Annotated in this window: 1 pseudogene; it reads right to left on the bottom strand. The window is 60.9% G+C overall.

The window, feature by feature from the left end:
- Nucleotides 1-271 (bottom strand): annotated as a pseudogene (locus AF337_RS07095) (transcription termination factor Rho); the annotation flags it as partial.

Raw genomic sequence — 271 nt, forward strand, 5'->3', positions numbered from 1 at the left:
GATCACTTCGTCCATGCGGCTACCAGTATCGATCAGCGCGGTCGCGATGATCGTCAAAGAGCCGCCTTCTTCGATATTACGCGCCGCGCCGAAGAAACGCTTCGGCCGCTGCAGAGCGTTGGCGTCCACACCGCCGGTCAGGACCTTGCCTGACGAGGGAACGACGGTGTTATAGGCACGGCCCAGGCGCGTGATCGAATCGAGCAGGATGACAACGTCGCGTCCGTGTTCGACAAGACGCTTGGCTTTCTCGATGACCATCTCGGCCACC

Origin of the sequence: Rhizobium ecuadorense (genome assembly GCF_001187535.1) — a bacterium.
Taxonomy (GTDB): domain Bacteria; phylum Pseudomonadota; class Alphaproteobacteria; order Rhizobiales; family Rhizobiaceae; genus Rhizobium; species Rhizobium ecuadorense.